The organism is Lysobacter sp. Root667, from assembly GCF_001427715.1.
GTDB lineage: Bacteria > Pseudomonadota > Gammaproteobacteria > Xanthomonadales > Xanthomonadaceae > Lysobacter.
In genome coordinates, this window is sequence record NZ_LMHF01000013.1 from 325,885 (window position 1) to 340,053 (window position 14,169).

The 14,169-nt window shown below is 70.3% G+C and carries 13 protein-coding genes and 1 pseudogene; 8 read left to right on the forward strand and 6 right to left on the reverse strand.

All coding sequences use genetic code 11. The features are described from left to right. Positions 1-20: 20 nt before the first annotated feature. Genes ASD78_RS14235 through ASD78_RS14250 form a run of 4 tightly spaced genes read left to right on the forward strand, consistent with a single transcriptional unit; the run spans position 21 to position 6,089 of the window. Entirely contained in the window at positions 21-917 is an 897-nt protein-coding gene (locus ASD78_RS14235; RefSeq protein ID WP_056102517.1) for a DUF58 domain-containing protein, read from the forward strand. After that, entirely contained in the window at positions 914-2,065 is a 1,152-nt protein-coding gene (locus ASD78_RS14240) for a BatA domain-containing protein (RefSeq protein ID WP_056102522.1), read from the forward strand. The genes ASD78_RS14235 and ASD78_RS14240 overlap by 4 nt, the downstream gene beginning before the upstream one ends. Further along, positions 2,062-4,236, forward strand: coding sequence for a hypothetical protein (locus tag ASD78_RS14245; protein WP_056102525.1), 2,175 nt, complete (start codon positions 2,062-2,064; stop codon positions 4,234-4,236). The genes ASD78_RS14240 and ASD78_RS14245 overlap by 4 nt, the downstream gene beginning before the upstream one ends. Next, entirely contained in the window at positions 4,233-6,089 is a 1,857-nt protein-coding gene (locus ASD78_RS14250) for a carboxypeptidase regulatory-like domain-containing protein (protein WP_156087767.1), read from the forward strand. Before ASD78_RS14245 ends, ASD78_RS14250 begins: the two co-directional genes overlap by 4 nt. Before the next feature lie 60 nt (positions 6,090-6,149). Here ASD78_RS14250 and ASD78_RS14255 read toward each other — a convergent pair whose 3' ends face one another. The 6 genes and pseudogenes from ASD78_RS14255 to asnS form a co-directional block, all read right to left on the reverse strand. Beyond that, a complete protein-coding gene (locus ASD78_RS14255) occupies positions 6,150-6,935 on the reverse strand; it encodes an SDR family NAD(P)-dependent oxidoreductase (protein WP_056102530.1) in 786 nt (261 codons plus the stop codon). A 17-nt stretch (positions 6,936-6,952) separates the two neighbouring features. Beyond that, a complete protein-coding gene (locus ASD78_RS14260) occupies positions 6,953-7,576 on the reverse strand; it encodes an FMN-binding negative transcriptional regulator (RefSeq protein WP_056102533.1) in 624 nt (207 codons plus the stop codon). 7 nt (positions 7,577-7,583) lie between these two features. Then, positions 7,584-7,922, reverse strand: coding sequence for a hypothetical protein (locus tag ASD78_RS14265; protein ID WP_200944210.1), 339 nt, complete (start codon positions 7,920-7,922; stop codon positions 7,584-7,586). Further along, a complete protein-coding gene (locus tag ASD78_RS14270; protein ID WP_055906679.1) occupies positions 7,919-8,224 on the reverse strand; it encodes a hypothetical protein in 306 nt (101 codons plus the stop codon). The genes ASD78_RS14265 and ASD78_RS14270 overlap by 4 nt, the downstream gene beginning before the upstream one ends. A gap of 7 nt (positions 8,225-8,231) precedes the next feature. Further along, a pseudogene (locus ASD78_RS14275) lies at positions 8,232-8,617 on the reverse strand (ADP-ribosylation/crystallin J1); the annotation flags it as partial. Beyond that, entirely contained in the window at positions 8,595-9,995 is a 1,401-nt protein-coding gene (asnS, locus tag ASD78_RS14280; protein ID WP_056102536.1) for an asparagine--tRNA ligase, read from the reverse strand. The pseudogene ASD78_RS14275 and the gene asnS, both read right to left, overlap by 23 nt. A gap of 117 nt (positions 9,996-10,112) precedes the next feature. On the opposite strand from asnS, the gene ASD78_RS14285 reads away from it, so the two are divergent. From ASD78_RS14285 to ASD78_RS14300, 4 genes are all read left to right on the forward strand, one after another. Continuing rightward, on the forward strand, positions 10,113-11,198 hold the full coding sequence (locus ASD78_RS14285) for a DUF2891 domain-containing protein (protein WP_055906690.1): 1,086 nt from the start codon (positions 10,113-10,115) through the stop codon (positions 11,196-11,198). 99 nt (positions 11,199-11,297) lie between these two features. After that, positions 11,298-11,636, forward strand: coding sequence for an iron-sulfur cluster assembly accessory protein (locus tag ASD78_RS14290; protein ID WP_055906693.1), 339 nt, complete (start codon positions 11,298-11,300; stop codon positions 11,634-11,636). Positions 11,637-11,897: 261 nt separating this feature from the next. Further along, positions 11,898-13,658, forward strand: a complete 1,761-nt coding sequence (locus ASD78_RS14295; protein ID WP_082575631.1) for a DUF885 domain-containing protein — start codon at positions 11,898-11,900, stop codon at positions 13,656-13,658. Positions 13,659-13,713: 55 nt separating this feature from the next. Continuing rightward, positions 13,714-14,157, forward strand: coding sequence for a DUF695 domain-containing protein (locus tag ASD78_RS14300; RefSeq protein ID WP_056102544.1), 444 nt, complete (start codon positions 13,714-13,716; stop codon positions 14,155-14,157). Positions 14,158-14,169: the final 12 nt, after the last annotated feature.

The following is a 14,169-nucleotide window of genomic DNA, read 5'->3' on the forward strand; positions in this document are numbered from 1 at the left end:
GCGGCAGGACGGCCAGGGACATGAGCGGCGATCTGATTCCGGCGGCGGTGCGGGCGCGCTTGCGCAATCTGCGCCTGACCTCGCGGCGCGCGGTCGGCGCGCACGGGCTGGGCCTGCATCGCAGCCGCAGCCGCGGTGCCGGGCTCGAATTCGCCCAGTACCGCGCCTACGAGCCCGGCGACGAACTGCGCCAGATCGACTGGAAGCTGTACGCGCGCTCGGACCGCTTCTTCGTGCGCGAAGCCGAACGCGAAAGCCCGCTCGCGGTGTGGTTGTTGATCGACGCCAGCGCTTCGATGACCCAGGCCGACGCCGCGCGCCCGGGCTGGACCCGGCTGGACGCGGCCAAGGCCCTGGCCGCCTGCGTGGCCGAGCTGGCGCTGCGTCAGGGCGATCGTTTCGGCCTGATCGCCTTGCGCGGCGACGGCCTGCGCCTGCTCGCGCCGGCCACCGGCCCGCGTCAGCGCGACCGCCTGCTACTGGAGCTGCAAACGCTATCGGCGCAGGGCAGCTGGCCCGCGGCCGACAAGCTGCGGCCGCTGTGGGAGCGCATCGCCGCCGACGACCTGGTGCTGATGCTGGGCGACGGCTTCGACGAGAGCGGTGTAGCCGTAGCCGAACGTCTGGCCGCGGCGCGGCGCGAAGTGCTGAGCCTGCGCATCCTCACCGCCGAGGAGCGCGACTTCCCCTATCAGGGCGGGCACCGTTTCCGCGATCCGGAAACCGGCGAGGAACTGCTCGGCGACGGAGCCGCGCTGCGCGCCGAATTCCTGGCCCGTTTCGGCGCAGCGCGGGCCGAGATCGATGCGCGGCTGGACGCCTGCGGCATTCGCCATGCCGAATACGTGCTGGACCAGGAACTCGACCTGCCGCTGCACCGCTTGTTCGGCGCCCGCGACGCCGCGGAGTACGCGTGAACTTCGCCCTGTTGCTGCCCGCCGCGCTGGCCGCGCTCGCGGCCCTGATCCTGCCGCTGCTGATCCATCTGGCGCGGCGCAGCGAGCAGCGGCCGACCGACTTCGCCGCGCTGCGCTGGCTGCGCCAGAAGCCGCGCCCGCGCCATCGCATCCGCTTCGACGAACGCCTGCTGCTGTTGCTGCGTTTGCTGTTGCTGGCGCTGCTCGCGTTATGGCTGGCGCGGCCGGTGTCGTACGGTGCGGTTAGCCATCAGCCCTGGATCGTGGTCGCGCCCGGCGTCGATCCGCGGGCCGTGCCGGCGGGCGAGGGCGCACGCGTACGCTGGCTGGCGCCGGGCTTTCCCGCCATCGATACGGCGCCGCCATCGCAACTGGTCGCGCTGGCGAGCCTGTTGCGCGAGATCGATGCGACCCTGCCTGCGCAGGTGCCGCTGCGCGTGCTGGTGCCTGCGCAACTGAGCGGCGCCGACGGGCAGCGGCCGGTATTGTCGCGAGCGCTGCAGTGGCAGGTGGTTGCCGGCACGACGGACGCAGCGCCCGTGGCAGCCGTCGCGCCGCCGAAGCTCGCGATCCGCTACGCGGCCGAACGCGCGGCGTCGCTGCCGTACCTGCGCGCCGCGGTTTCGGCCTGGTCGCCGCAAAGCGTCTCCGCCGACATCGGGGTCGCCGGCACCGCGGCGCCTACCGACCCCAAGACCCAGGTACTGGTGTGGCTGGCGCCGGGCGCCTTGCCGACAGCGGTGCTGGACTGGATCGGCGCCGGCGGCACCGCCGTGCTCGATGCCGACGCGCAATGGCCGCAGACCGCCGCTCGCGCGCCGCTGTGGCGCGATGCGGACGGTGCCGTGCTGGTCGAGGGATCGAGCTACCGCAACGGGCGCGTGCTGCGCTTCACCCGCGCACTGGCGCCGCAGACGATGCCGGAGCTGCTGGAGCCGCAGTTTCCGCGCCGCCTGCGTGAACTGCTGAGCGCACCCATCGCCGCGCCCGGCCGCGCGATCGCCAGCGACTACGCGCCGCGCACCGGTGGCCCGAGCTTCGATGCGCCCGCACGCGATCTCAAACCGTGGCTGGCCTTGCTGATCGCCGCGCTGTTCGCCTTGGAGCGCTGGCTCGCCACGCGTCCGCGCCGGGGCGTCACGCCATGAGCGCCGCCCATGAGTTGCAGAAACTGCTGCGGGCCGCGCGACTGCGACGCGGCCTCGACGCGTCGCTGGTCGCCGCGCCCTGGCTGGCGGTCGCGGCGACGCTGGCGGGGCGCTGGAGCGGGGCGGTCGCAGCAGTGGCGATCGCGCTTGCCGGCGCGGCCGTCATCGCCTTGGCCTGCTGGCGCCACGCCGCACGACTGGACACGCAATGGCTGGCGCGCAGGCTCAACGCACGCCGCGCCGACATGGACGACAGCGCCGACCTGCTGTTCGCCGAGTCCTCGCAGCTGGGCGCGTTGCAGAACCTGCAGCGCTCGCGCCTGCAAGGACGCATCGAGACCGGCGCGACGCCCGACCTGCGCCCGGGCTGGTCGCTGCGCCGCTGGCTGCTGTCGGCCGCAGTGGCCGTGCTCGCATTGCTGGCGATCCTGCTGTGGCCGCGGCCGGACGACGCGCCGCTGAGCGAACGCCTGGCCGATGCGGTCGGCCTGGCGCCTGCGCCCACGCAGACACGGCTCACACAGACCCAGCTCGCGCTCGCGCCGCCCGCGTACACGCGCCTGCCCGCACGCGAGGACAGCCAGCTCGAAGCCAAGACGGTGCAGGGTGCGCAGCTGCGCTGGCGCCTGCGCTTCCAGCCGCAACCGCGTTCGGCCGAACTGCTCTTCCACGACGGCCGCCGTCTGCCCCTGCAGCGCCAGGGCGAGGACTGGTCGGCGAATCTGGCCCTGGACAAATCGACCCTGTACCGCATCGTGCTCGATCCGCAGGCGCTGCCGCTGCAAAGCCGGCGCCTGTATCGCCTCGATGTCGTGCCCGACCGTGCGCCGCAGTTGCGCGTGGTCGAACCCGACCGCGGCCTGACTTTGCTCGCGGCGGGACAGCGTGTGTGGCCGCTGCTGTTCGACGCCAGCGACGACTACGGCCTGGCCGCGAACGCGACGCTGCGCATTACCCTGGCGCAGGGCTCGGGTGAGAACATCACTTTCCGCGAGCAGCAGCTGAGCCTGCGCGGCAGCGGCAGTGCGACCGCGAAACGCTATGCGCACCGCCTCGACTTGGCTGCGCTGGGTTTCGCCGCCGGCGACGACCTGATCGTGCAGCTGAGCGTCGACGACAACCGCAGCCCGCAGCCGCAGAGCGCGCGCAGTCCCAGCCTGATCCTGCGCTGGCCGGCGGATCTGGGCCAGGAAGCGACCGGTATCGAGGGCCTGGTCAAGACCACGCTGCCGGCCTACTTCCGCAGCCAGCGCCGGATCATCATCGATGCCGAGGCGCTGTACGCGCAGCGGCGCAAGCTCGAAGCCGGCCTGTACGCGAAGCGCTCGGACGGAATCGGCGTCGACCAGCGCATCCTGCGTTTGCGCTACGGCCAGTTCCTGGGCGAGGAGGCCGAGGGCGAACCGAAGCCGCCGACCAACGATGCCGAGGACGTCGCCAACGAGGCCGGCGAACACGACGAACACGCTGCGGGCGCCGAGGCCCACGACGATCACGAGCACGCGCCGTCGCAGGCTCCGTCCCGGTTCGGCGATGCCGGCTCGGTGCTGGAGGAATACGGCCACACCCACGATCACGCCGAGGCCGCGACCCTGCTGGATCCGGAAACCCGCAAACTGTTGAAGGCCGCGCTGGATGAGATGTGGCAGTCCGAACTGCATCTGCGCCAGGGCCATCCCGACCAGGCCCTGCCTTATGCCTATCGCGCCCTGCGCTACATCAAGCAGGTGCAGCAGGCCAGCCGCATCTACCTGGCGCGGGTCGGCCCGGAACTTCCGCCGATCGACGAGAGCCGGCGCATGAGCGGCGAGCGCGAAGGTCTGGCGCGGCGCGGCGACGCCTTGAACGCGGCGACCGCGTCCGACCCGGCGCTGGAATCGCTGTGGCGTGCGCTCGAAGCGCCGCCGGCGCGGGCGGGATCGGCGATCGACACCGCCGCGCTGGAGCGCTGGCTGCGCGAACACGAGGCGCGGGTGCCGGACCCGCTCGCGTTCGTGGCCGCGATCGACGCGCTGCGCGAACGCCCCGATTGCGTCCCGTGCCGCGCTCGCCTGCGTGGCCTGCTATGGCCTCTGTTGACGCGACCGCCGGCCGCGCTGCCGCGGCGCGAGGACGGCGGCGACGAAGGCCGGCGCTATCTGGATGCCTTGCGCAAGGAGTCGGCGCCATGAGCGGGTTCGCTGACATGACGCCCGAATTCGCGCTGGCCGCATTGCTGGCGCTGGCCGTGCTGGTCGCGCTGGCCGGCCTGGTCTGGCGCCAGCACCGCGCGCCCCTCGGACAACGCGCACATGCTTGGCGTTTCGTGTTGCTGTTCGTCGCGCAGCCGGCTTGCGCGGTCCTGCTGTATCTCGCACTGCTGCCGCCTTGGCTGCAGGGCGAAGCCGGCACGATGCTGGTCGCTACCGCCGGCAGCCAGGGCTTCGCCGAGGGCGTCGCTGGCGATGTCCGCGTCGTGCTGCCCGAAGCCGCCGCCGCGCTCGACGGCGAGCGTGTGCCGGACCTGGCCACGGCCTTGCGCCGGCATCCGGGCACGCGGCGCCTGCACGTGATCGGCGCAGGGCTGGAGGCGCGCGATCTCGACGCCGCGCGCGGACTTTCGATCGAGTTCCAGCCGGCGCCGCTGCCGCGCGGCCTCAGCGGCCTGTGGCTGCCGCCGCGGATAGCGGCGGGCGGCGATTTCCAAGTGCACGGTCGCGCCGAGGGTCTGGCCGGCGGCAGCGCCGAATTGCTGGATCCGGCCGGTCGTCGCGTCGACCGCGCGTCCCTGGACGCGGGCGGCGGCTTCGCGCTCGCAGGCAGCGCTCGTGGCGAAGGGCTGGCGAATTTCGCGCTGCGCCTGCTCGACGCGCAACGCAAGCCGGTGGAGCAGGTCGAACTGCCGCTGCGGACCGTGGCCGAAGCCGCGCCGCGCATCCTGATCCTGGCCGGCGCGCCCAATCCCGAACTCAAGTACCTGCGCCGCTGGGCGCTGGACAGCGGCGCGAGCCTGCACACGCAGATCGGCGTCGGCGGCGGCATGCAGCTGGGCGACGCGCCGATCGCGATCAATGCCGCGACCCTGGCCGGCTACGACCTGGCGGTGCTGGACGATCGCAGCTGGGAGGCCCTGAGCGCGGCGCAGCGCGCCGGCATGGTCGAAGCGTTGCGCAACGGTCTGGGCCTGGTCTTGCGTGTCACCGGCCCCTTGTCCGAAAGCACGCGCGGGCAATGGCGGGCGCTGGGTCTGAACGTCGATGCCGGTCGCGACACCGCGACCCTGCGTCTGGCGGTGGACGCCGGTGCGGACGAGGATGCGATCCGCGCCCGCATCGGTCCGGGCACTGCGGATGCGCCGCATGCGCGCGACGAAGCGATCCCCGAAACGCCGCAGCTGAGCCGGCGCGCCGTGCGCCTGGAATCGCCGCAGACGCGCCCATTGCTGCGCGATGCGAACGGCGTCGCGTTCGCGGTCTGGCGCGCCGAAGGCCGTGGCCGCGTCGCGCTGTGGCCGCTCACCGACAGCTTCCGGCTGGCCCTGGCCGGCCGCGGCGACCTGCATGCGCAACTATGGAACGACGCCTTGGCGGCGGTCGCGCGTGCGCGTGCGGGCGAGGCACCGGAGATCGACGCCGAGGCGCGCCCGGATCAGCGCTTGAGCCTATGCGGCTTGGCGGCCGGTGCGCGCGTCTCCGCGCCGGACGGCAGCGAACTGGTGTTGCCGATCGACCCGGTCAGCGGCGCGCGTCGCTGCGCCGGTTACTGGCCGCGCCTAGCGGGCTGGCACGTGCTGCATCAGGGCGAACGCGCCTGGCCGTTCGCGGTGCGTCGCGGAGATGAGGCGCCGGGCTTGCGCGCGAGCGCATTGCGCGAGGGCACCCTGGCGCTGGCCGCGCAGCCGCCCACACGCGCGAGCGCGAGCGACGCGTCCGCGAACGCGCATCGCGGTCCGTCCTGGCCATGGTTCCTGGGCTGGCTGTTGCTCAGCGCAGCGCTGTGGTGGTTCGAGCGTTCGCGCTACGGGCGTGCGCCCGCGGCGGTTTAGGCTCAGTTCGACCGCCTGCGGCGGTCGTGGCTCGGATCGACCGCCCGCGGCGGTCTACGCTCAGATCGACTGCATGCGTCCGCCGTCCACCGCCAGGCTCACGCCGTTGACGTAGGCGGCGGCGGGCGAGGCGAGGAAGGCGATGCTGGCGGCGATTTCGGCCGGTTGGGCGAAGCGGCCGGCGGGCACGGTCTTGCGCATGGCCTCGACGATCGCCTCCTCGGACTGGCCCGAGCTGCGTGCGCGGTCGCCGATGATCTGGGTGATGCGGCCGGTTTCGGTGTAGCCGGGCAGCACGTTGTTGACCGTGATGCCGAACGGCGCGAGTTCGCGCGACAAAGTCTTGGCCCAACTCGCGACCGCGCCGCGGATGGTGTTGGACACGCCCAGGCCGACGATGGGTTCCTTCACCGAGGTCGAGATCACGTTGACGATGCGGCCCCAGCGCGCCGACTGCATGCCCGGCAATACCGCCGCGACCAGGGTCTGGTTGGCGACCAGGTGACGGTTGAACGCATCGAGATAGGCCGCGATCGCGGCGCTGTGGGCGGCGCCGCCGGGCGGGCCGCCGGTGTTGTTGATCAGGATGTGCACCGGACTACCGGCGGCCAGCGCTTCGACCTGGGCGCGCAGCGCGGCGGTGTCGGAGACGTCGCTGGCGATCCAGCCGTGCTGCTGCGACTCGCGCGTCGGCAGGGCCGCGACCACCGCCTGCAAGGCTTCGGGCCTGCGCGCGAGCACGGTGACGTCGGCACCGAGCAGCGCCAGTTCATGCGCCGCGGCGCGGCCGATGCCGTCGGAACCGCCGCAGACCAGGGCGTGCTTGCCGGTGAGATCGAGGTCCATGGCGGGTCTCCGTAGGGTCAGGCGTCGGGCAGGCCGGCGCGCACTAAGGCCGCGACCTCGCGTGCGTTTTCGCCGCCGAGCGCGTCCAGGTGCTGGGCGACCGAGATGCGATTGGCGAGCGGGTGGTTCTGGCTGAACTTGAACTTGAGCGTCGCGCGCTCGACTTCGAAACGGAAACCGACGATGCCGCGCAACTGCCGGCGCAAGTCCTCGCGCTCGGCCTCGAATCGCCAGTCGCTGCCGACCTGGGCTTCGTGGTGGACGCTGAGATCGTCGACCAGACGTGCGAGTTCGGCTTCGTCTTCGTAGGTGTCCAGGCGCCCGTGCAGATGCGCGACCGCGTAGTTCCAGGTCGGCACGCGGGCGGCTTCTTCCTTGTCCGGGTACCAGCCCGGTGAGACGTAGGCATGCGGGCCGTGCACCACCGCCAGCGCCGCGCCGGCATGGCCGGACTGCGGGTTCGGCCTGGCCCAATGCCCGCGCAGCTGGATGCGATCGCCGTCGCGGCTATACAACACCGGAAGATGCGAGACCGTGGGTTCGCCGTCGCGGACGCTGATCAGGGTGATGAAGCTGTCGCGCACGAACAGCGCGTCCAGCGCGTCCAGATCGGTTTCGGCGAAGGCGCGCGGCAGGTACATGGCCGCCTCAGTGCCGCTGCGGCAGCTTGAGCACCATCGACTCGCGCAAAGCCTCGTCGTCGGCGGCGCGCGGCGGCGTCAGTTCGTCGAGCGCGAAACCGCGCTCGGCCGCATCCTCGTCGTCCAGGCCGTCCAGCGAGACGAACTCGGCATCCATCAGCGCGGCGCGGGCGGTGTCTTCGCTGTCGTAGGCCAGGGTATTGCCGTCGCTGTCGAAGACTTCGGCGGTGCCGGCGTCGCGTACGCGCAGGCGCGCCCAGATCACGGTGCGGCCCAGCGTCGCCAGCCACCATTCTTCGCGCAGGGTTTCGTTCATGGGTTCGTCGCTCATAGAAGCATTGCTCATGGCAGTACCGTCGACAGCGCCCACAGCAGGCCGGCGCAGACCAGCCCGGCGATGATGGTCAGCAGCGACAGCCGCGCCGGATCGGCCAGGCCGTCGAGATTGCGGTCAGCGGCCTTGCGGTAGCCGCGCACCAGCAGCCAGCGCCAGGCGCTGGGATTGGCGAACGCGCCGGCGCCGAGCTCGCGCTGCAGCTCCGGATGGCGGTCGCGGATGTGCACCAGCGACAGCGGCCAGAAGATCACGAAGGCGCAGAAGCCGGCGATGGCGACGGCGACGAACAGCAGGGCTAGGAACAGAATCACGGGATGCTCAATCCTGGGGCGCGCGGTATTCGCCGATGACTTCGATCAGCCCGACGATGCGGTCGTTGAGCTGCTCGAGCTCCTCGGCCGGTACCCACCATTCGGTGTGGTGCGAGCCGCCGACCTTCTGGATTTCGTAGCGCGCCATGAACTCCGCGTCGACCTCGAAGCGGGTCACGTAGCCCACGCCGCTGTCCTTGATGTTCCACTGCGTCGCGATGTCGATCGCGTACTGCTCGTTGGTCACCGGATAGAAGATCGGCTGTTCGGGCAGGCGCGGCGGCCAGCGCCGGAATCCGCTGGCCTCGACCAGCGCCAGTTCATTCGGGCCGGTCGGTCGATACAGGGTCACCGTTGCCATGGCGCGACCTCAGAACTCGGCGCTGCCCGGCGCGCGCGGGTAGGGGATCGCGTCGCGGATGTTGCTCAGGCCGCAGACGTAGACCACCAGGCGCTCGAAGCCGAGGCCGAAACCGGCGTGCGGCACCGTGCCGTAGCGGCGGAAGTCGCGGTACCAGCCGTAGTGGGCCGGGTCCAGGCCGAACTGGGCCATGCGCGCGTCCAGTATGTCCAGGCGCTCTTCGCGCTGGCTGCCGCCGATGATCTCGCCGATGCCCGGGGCCAGCACGTCCATCGCGGCGACGGTCTTGCCGTCGTCGTTGAGGCGCATGTAGAAGGCCTTGATGTGCTCGGGGTAGTTGGTGACCACGACCGGACGGCCGACGTGCTGCTCGGTCAGCCAGCGCTCGTGCTCGGTCTGCAGGTCCAGGCCCCATTCGACCGGGAACTCGAACTTCTGCCCCGACTTCTGCAGCAGGCCGATCGCGTCGGTGTAGTCGATGCGTTCGAACGGCGCGTTGACGAAGGCTTCCAGGCGGGTGATCGCGTCGGGCTGGACGCGCTCGGCGATGAAGGCCAGGTCGTCGCCGCGCTCGTTCAGCACCGCGCGGAACATGTACTTGAGGAAGTCTTCGGCCAGGCGCGCGTTGGCGGCCAGGTCGTTGAAGGCGACCTCCGGCTCGATCATCCAGAACTCGGCCAGATGGCGGGTGGTGTTGCTGTTCTCGGCGCGGAAGGTCGGGCCGAAGGTGTAGACCTTGCTCAGCGCCAGCGCATAGGCCTCGGCGTTGAGCTGGCCGGACACGGTCAGGAAGGTTTCCTTGCCGAAGAAGTCGCGCGAGAAATCGACCGCGCCGTCCTTGCCGCGCGGCAGGTTGGCCATGTCCAGGGTCGAGACGCGGAACATCTGGCCCGCGCCCTCGGCGTCGGACGTGGTCACGATCGGCGTGCTGATCCAGTAGAAGCCGTTCTCGTGGAAGAAGCGGTGCGCGGCCTGCGCCAGGCAGTTGCGGATGCGGGTGACGGCGCCGAACAGGTTGGTGCGCGGACGCAGGTGCGCGACTTCGCGCAGGAATTCCAGCGAATGCGCCTTGGGCTGGATCGGATAGGTTTCCGGATCGTCGACCCAGCCCACCACCTCCAGCGCGCTGGCCTGGATTTCGAAGCTCTGGCCCTGGCCCTGCGAGGCGACCAGGGTGCCGGTGGCGATCACCGCGCAGCCGGCGGTGAGGTGCTTCACCTCGGCTTCGTAGTTGCCCAGGGTATTGGGCGCGACCACCTGGATCGGCGCGAAGCAGGAGCCGTCGCTGACATTGACGAAGCTCAGCCCGGCCTTGGAGTCGCGACGGGTACGTACCCAGCCGCGGACCGTGACTTCACCGCCCGCCGGGACCTTGCCTGCGAGTGCCTGTTCGACGCTGACCACCGTCATGGGATTCCTGCCTCGGAACGCTGTTCGATAAGAACCCGGGATGATAGCGGATCGGCGCGGCCCGAAGCGCCGCGCGGCCGCTACACTCGGGCCATCGCAGGGGCAGGGGAGCAGCGCATGGGACGTGGCTGGATGGCGGTGGCGTTGTGGCTGTGCGCCGCGAGCGCATGGGCGCAGGCGCCGGCGACGCTGGACGAGGCCCGCGCCGCGCATTTCGCGAAACTGGCCCTGGACTGCGTGCAGCGCGAGTACCCGAACAAGCTCTCGCATCAGTTGCGCAGCGACGCCGACGCGCTGCCGCCGCGCAAGCTCTATCCGGCCTTCTACGGCTGCTACGACTGGCACTCCTCGGTCCACGGCCATTGGCTGCTGGTGCGGCTGCTGCAGCGCTATCCGAACGCCGCGTTCGCGCAGCCGGCGCGGCAGGCGCTGGCGGCCAACCTGACCGCGGCCAACATCGCCGGCGAGCTGGCCTATTTGCGCACCGGCGGCGACGAATCCTTCGAACGTCCCTACGGCCTGGCCTGGTTGCTGCAGTTGGGTACGCAGTTGCGCGGCTGGGACGACCCGCAGGGGCGGCAGTGGGCGGCGGCGCTGGAACCGCTGGAACGCGAGGCCTCGGCGCGCTTCCTGCGCTGGCTGCCCAAGCTGACCATGCCGATCCGGGTCGGCGAGCATTCGCAGACCGCGTTCGCGTTCGGCCTGGCCCTGGATTGGAGCGAGCGCAGCGGCGACGCCCGGCTGCGCGCGGCGTTGAGCCAGCGGGTGCGCGAGTTCCATCTGGGCGACCGCGACTGCCCGATCGCTTACGAGCCCTCGGGTCAGGACTTCCTGTCGCCGTGCCTGGCCGAGGCCGACCTGATGCGGCGCGTGCTGGCGCCAGCCGAATACGCGCGTTGGCTCAAGGCCTTCCTGCCCAGGATCCCGCGCAAGGCCGATGCCGGCTGGCTGACCCCGGGCGTGGTCCTGGACCCCACCGACGGCAAGCTCGCCCACCTGGACGGGCTGAACCTGAGCCGGGCCTGGATGCTGGAGGGCATGGCGCGCGGCCTGCCTCCCGGCGACCGCCGCATTCCGGCCCTGCGCGCGGCCGCCGCGCGCCACCGCGACAGCGGCCTGACCGCGGTCAGCGACGCCCACTACGCTGGCGCGCACTGGCTGGGCAGCTTCGCCACCTATCTGCTGGCACCGCCGGAAACTTGAAACGCTGTGTCGCGGCGCCATATCCACAGGGTCGCCGCGGCCGTCATGGCGCGCCTGTTACCATATCGCCTAGCAGCGAAAGTCCCCCCGAGAATCCCGATGTCCGTCAGCCTCGCTCCCGCCGCCCTCGAACGCGTCCGCCATTTTCTGGCCGAGGCGCCCGATGCCCTGGGCCTGCGTTTCGGCGTGACCCGCACCGGCTGCTCGGGCTGGCAGCACATCGCCGACCTCGCTCGCGATCAGCGCGAGGGCGACACCGTGTTCGAGCAGGACGGCGTGCGCATCTACGTCGACCCGATCAGCCTGCCGCTGGTCGACGGCACCCGCATCGAGTTCACCAAGCAGGGCCTGGGCGAGCAGTTCGTGTTCCAGAACCCCAACGTCAGCGCCGAATGCGGCTGCGGCGAGAGCTTCACTACGGCTGCCGACGCGGCTTGACTTAAAGCCGACTGGTTCAAAGCCGCCCGATCGCGCAAGGCCCGTCCGGGCCTGCGACTCCCGAATTACCTGATCGCCGCGCCGCAGCGCGGGCGCCCTGCGCATGCGCGAGTTGCAGTCTCAAGCAACTTTGACACGGCCTCGCTCCAGGCCGCCCGGGGCTGTCCGAATCGGTCCGCTAGCCCCCGCATTGACTTTTGGCCTAGCGATTACCGGCAAGTCGCGGGCTAGACTCGGGCCTCGCTCCGAGGGGATGCAGGCATGCTCCGTAAGCTCATGTTCGCCGCGGCCGCCGCGGCCGTGTTCGTCGCCGCGCCGGTGCGCGCGCAAGACGCCGACGCCCGTCTCAAGGCGTATTTCGAAGCCGAATGGGAACGCGGGCTGGTCGAAAACCCCGAAGGCGCCAGCTACAACGGCGACAACCGCTTCAACGACCGCTGGACCGACCGCAGCCTGAGCGCGATCGCCGAGCGCGAGGCCGCCGACCGCGAGGCCCTGGCCAAGCTCAAGGCGATCGACCGCAGCGCGCTGTCGGCCGACAGCCAGCTCGACTACGACACCTACGCCTGGAACCTGGACCGCAATATCGAGCGCCAGAAATTCCGCGAGTACCTGCAGCCGATCAGCCACCAGGGCGGCGTGCAGACCGCCGACGGCATCGCCGAGGTGCTGCCCTTCGCCAGCGCCAAGGATTACCGCGACTGGCTGGCGCGCTTGAACGCGCTGCCGGCGGTGATCGAGCAGACCACCGTACTGATGCGCGAGGGCCTGAAGGAAAAACGCACGCCGCCGCAGGTGCTGATGCAGCGCGTGCCGGCGCAGATCGCCTCGCAGATCGTCGACGACCCCAGCAAGAGCGCCTTCTACCGCCCGTTCCTGCACTTCCCCGCGAGCGTGCCCGAGTCCGAACGCGCCGCGCTGCAGGCCCAGGCCAAACAGGCGATCGGCGAGCGCATCGTGCCGGCGTACCGCAAGTTCGCGGCCTTCTTCAACGACGAATACCTGCCGAAGACCCGCACCGGCATCGCCGTGGCCGAGCTGCCCGACGGCAAGGCCTATTACGATTTCCTGGCGCGCTACTACACCACCACCGATCTCAGCGCGGACCAGATCCATCAGACCGGCCTGAGCGAAGTCGCGCGTATCCGCGCGCAGATGGAGAAGGTCAAGGCCGAGGTCGGCTTCAAGGGCACGCTGCAGGAATTCTTCGCCTACCTGCGCAGCGATCCCAAGTTCTTCCACAAGACCTCGGAGGAGCTGCTGACCGCGTACCGCGCGATCGCCAAGCGCATCGATCCGGAGCTGGTCAAAGCCTTCCACGTCATCCCGCGCCAGCCCTACGGCGTGCGCCCGATCCCCGACAACATCGCGCCGGACACGACCACGGCCTATTACCAGCCCGGCGCCGTCGACGGCAGCCGCGCCGGTTTCTACTACGTCAATCTGTACAAGCCGGAAGTGCGGCCGACCTGGGAAATGATGGCGCTGTCGCTGCACGAGGCCGTGCCCGGGCACCACTTCCAGTTCGCACGCGGGCTGGAACTGCCGGAGCGGCCGATGTTCCGGCGCACGGCCTATTTCGTCGCTTACGGCGAAGGCTGGGGCCTGTACGCCGAGCAACTGGGTTACGACATGGGCCTGTACGACGATCCCTACGATCGCTTCGGCCAGCTCACCTACGAGATGTGGCGTGCGGTGCGCCTGGTGGTCGACACCGGCATGCACGCCAAGGGCTGGAGCCGCGAGCGCGCGATCGCCTACTTCAAGGACAACGCGGCCAAGACCGACCAGGACATCGTCAACGAGGTCGACCGCTACATCGGCACGCCGGGCCAGGCCCTGGCCTACAAGATCGGCCAGCTCAAGATTTCAGCGCTGCGCGCCAAGGCCAAGGCCGCGCTGGGCGAACGCTTCGACCTGCGCGCATTCAACGACGAAGTGCTGGCGACCGGCTCGGTGCCGCTGCAGGCGCTGGAGGCGCATATCGACGCTTGGATTGCGGCGGAGTCTAAGAAAGAGTGAGGACTGAGTGGCCAAGCTTCGCAAGCCATCCGCCCAAGCGCCACGCTGAACTCAGATGATCCCCAAGCCCCGTTACACGCTGATCAACACCTCCATCGGCGATGACCCTGCTGTTGTCACCGTCAACTCCGCGCTGCGACGCTTCGAAGCGCGCGGTCGGTTCCCATGGCATCTCAAGATCAGCATCGACTGCGAGTCGCAGGGGGCCAATGGCATGCCGACCGCGGAGGAGGGCGATGTGCTGAATCACTTTGAAGACAGCCTTTCGGAGCCGCTGCTAGCCGATCAGAACGCTGTTTTCCTGGCGCGCATCACCGCACGAGGGCAGCGGCTGCTGCTGTATCGCGTGCACGCCCCAGAGACGGCGAACGAAACCTTGCAAGCCTTCTGCGCCCCCGAACCGCCGCGAGAATGGGACTTCGTCATGGAGCACGACGCCGACTGGGCTTTGGCGCAGCCGGAGCTGCGCCTTCTGGAGCGCGATTCAAGAATCAACTAGCGCAGGCAAGAC

Excerpts from the sequence above, each read along its gene's own strand:
- ASD78_RS14235 (WP_056102517.1), top strand. The coding sequence starts at position 21 with ATGAGCGGCGATCTGATTCCGGCGGCGGTGCGGGCGCGCTTGCGCAAT.
- ASD78_RS14245 (WP_056102525.1), top strand. The coding sequence starts at position 2,062 with ATGAGCGCCGCCCATGAGTTGCAGAAACTGCTGCGGGCCGCGCGACTG.
- ASD78_RS14250 (WP_156087767.1), top strand. The coding sequence starts at position 4,233 with ATGAGCGGGTTCGCTGACATGACGCCCGAATTCGCGCTGGCCGCATTG.
- ASD78_RS14255 (WP_056102530.1), bottom strand. The coding sequence starts at position 6,935 with ATGGACCTCGATCTCACCGGCAAGCACGCCCTGGTCTGCGGCGGTTCC.
- ASD78_RS14260 (WP_056102533.1), bottom strand. The coding sequence starts at position 7,576 with ATGTACCTGCCGCGCGCCTTCGCCGAAACCGATCTGGACGCGCTGGAC.
- ASD78_RS14265 (WP_200944210.1), bottom strand. The coding sequence starts at position 7,922 with ATGAGCAATGCTTCTATGAGCGACGAACCCATGAACGAAACCCTGCGC.
- asnS (WP_056102536.1), bottom strand. The coding sequence starts at position 9,995 with ATGACGGTGGTCAGCGTCGAACAGGCACTCGCAGGCAAGGTCCCGGCG.
- ASD78_RS14285 (WP_055906690.1), top strand. The coding sequence starts at position 10,113 with ATGGGACGTGGCTGGATGGCGGTGGCGTTGTGGCTGTGCGCCGCGAGC.
- ASD78_RS14290 (WP_055906693.1), top strand. The coding sequence starts at position 11,298 with ATGTCCGTCAGCCTCGCTCCCGCCGCCCTCGAACGCGTCCGCCATTTT.
- ASD78_RS14295 (WP_082575631.1), top strand. The coding sequence starts at position 11,898 with ATGCTCCGTAAGCTCATGTTCGCCGCGGCCGCCGCGGCCGTGTTCGTC.
- ASD78_RS14300 (WP_056102544.1), top strand. The coding sequence starts at position 13,714 with ATGATCCCCAAGCCCCGTTACACGCTGATCAACACCTCCATCGGCGAT.